Source organism: Mesorhizobium sp. M7A.F.Ca.CA.004.06.1.1 (assembly GCF_003999135.1).
GTDB lineage: Bacteria > Pseudomonadota > Alphaproteobacteria > Rhizobiales > Rhizobiaceae > Mesorhizobium.
The window spans coordinates 1-2,172 of record NZ_RZPQ01000891.1; the positions used below are offsets into that span (position 1 = coordinate 1).

The 2,172-nt window shown below is 64.1% G+C and carries 2 protein-coding genes and 1 pseudogene; all 3 read left to right on the plus strand.

Features of this window, described 5'->3' with window-relative positions:
- A pseudogene (locus tag EN906_RS31770) lies at positions 1-202 on the plus strand (L-carnitine dehydrogenase); the annotation flags it as partial.
- Between the two features lie 4 nt (positions 203-206).
- Positions 207-1,370, plus strand: a complete 1,164-nt coding sequence (locus tag EN906_RS31775; RefSeq protein ID WP_127269386.1) for an acyl-CoA dehydrogenase — start codon at positions 207-209, stop codon at positions 1,368-1,370.
- Between the two features lie 3 nt (positions 1,371-1,373).
- Positions 1,374-2,172: CoA-binding protein (locus tag EN906_RS31780; protein ID WP_164777517.1), on the plus strand; the 799-nt coding region annotated here is incomplete at its 3' end.

Sequence of the window (2,172 nt, forward strand, 5' to 3'; positions counted from 1 at the left end):
ACAGATCATGGATGCGCTGTCGAAGCAGAACAAAGGCAAGGGCTGGGGCGCCGGCGCCCTGCACAAGGACTATACCAGGCAGCTGGCCAAGCTGGCGGCGAAGAAGCCCACGGCCTCCAAGGCTGCCGAGAAGGCCAAAGCCTTGAAACCGGTCAAGAAAGCCGAAAAGCCGAAGAAAAAGCCCGGCAAGAAGAAAGGCTGAGAGCATGGATTTCGGGCTGTCGGAGGAACAGAGGCTCATCGTCGAGACGACGCGTGCGTTCGTCGAGAACGAGCTTTACCCGCATGAGCGCGAGGTCGAGCGCACCGGCGTGCTGCGCCGCGACCTGATCGAGGAGATCAAGGTCAAGGCGATCGAAGCCGGGCTCTATGCCGCCAACATGCCGGCCGATGTCGGCGGTGCTGGCCTCGATACGGTGACTTGGCTGCTCTACGAAAAGGAGCTTGGCCGCGCCAATTACGCGCTGCACTGGACCTGCGTGGCGCGGCCCTCCAACATCCTTTTGGCCGGCACGCCGGAGCAGCGCGAAAAGTACCTGTTCCCCTGCATCCGCGGCGAGAAATGGGACTGTCTGGCGATGACCGAGCCGGGCGCAGGCTCCGATTTGCGCGGCATGAAGGCGACGGCGGTACAGGACGGCGACGACTGGGTACTCAACGGCACCAAGCATTTTATCTCCCACGCCGACCTCGCCGACTTTGCCATCGTTTTCATGGCTTCCGGCGAAGAGGATTCGCCGCGCGGCAAACGCAAGAAGATCACCGCATTCTTCGTCGACAAAGGGACGAAGGGCTTCACCGTCCGCGATGGCTACCGCAACGTCTCGCATCGCGGCTACACCAACGCCATCCTCGAATTCGACGATTGCCGGCTTCCCGCCGCCCAAGTGTTGGGCGAAGTCCACAAGGGGTTCGACGTCGCCAATTCATGGCTCGGCGCCACCCGGCTGCAGGTCGGCGCCACCTGCCTCGGCCGCGCCGAGCGGGCGCTTGGCCATGCCATCGAGTATGCCGCGCAGCGCCAGCAGTTCGGCCAGCAGATCGGCAAGTTCCAGGGCGTGTCGTTCAAGCTTGCCGACATGGCGACCGAATTGAAGGCCGCCGACCTGATGGTGTTCGAAGCCGGCTGGAAGTACGATCAGGGCACTGTCACCGATCAGGACATGGCCATGGCCAAGCTGAAGGCCACCGAGATGCTTGCATACGTTGCCGATGAGGCGATCCAGATTCATGGCGGCATGGGACTGATGGACGATTTGCCACTGGAGCGCATCTGGCGCGACGCGCGCGTCGAGCGCATCTGGGAAGGCACGTCAGAGATCCAGCGCCACATTATTTCAAGGGCGCTGCTGCGTCCGTTCGGGGCATAACATATGCATAAACTTGAGCGTCTCCTGCGGCCGAAATCGATCGCCGTCTTCGGCGGTGCGCAGGCCGCGGCCGTCGTCGCGCAATCGATCAAGATGGGCTTTGCCGGCGAGATCTGGCCGGTGCATCCGACCAAGGACGAGGTCGCGGGCCGCAAGGCCTATCGTTCGGTCGCCGATTTGCCTGACGCGCCGGACGCCGCCTTTGTCGGCGTCAACCGGCATTTGACCATCGAGGTGATCAAGGCGCTGGCCGAGCGCGGCGCCGGCGGCGCCGTCTGCTTTGCCGCCGGCTTCCTTGAGACCGAGGCCTACGACGACGACGGCGAGCGGCTGCAGGCCGAGCTGGTTGCGGCAGCCGGCTCGATGCCGATCATCGGGCCGAATTGCTACGGCCTGATCAATTATGCCGACGGCGCGCTGCTGTGGCCCGACCAGCATGGCGGCATAAGACTGGCCGAGGGCGGCAAGGGCGTCGCCATCATCACCCAGTCCTCCAACATCGCCATCAACATGACGATGCAAAGGCGCGGCCTGCCGATCGCTTTCCTGATGACCGCCGGAAACCAGGCGCAGACCGGGCTGTCCGAAATGGCGCTTGGCCTGATCGAGGACGAGCGGGTCACGTCGCTCGGCCTGCACATCGAGGCTTTCGATTCGGTAGCCGGCTTCGAGCGGCTGGCAGCACGGGCGCGCGAGCTGAAAAAGCCGATCATCGCCATGAAGGTCGGCCGTTCCGAACAGGCCAGGCAGGCGACCGTCTCGCATACCGCGTCGCTGGCCGGCTCGGATGCGGCCTCGGGTG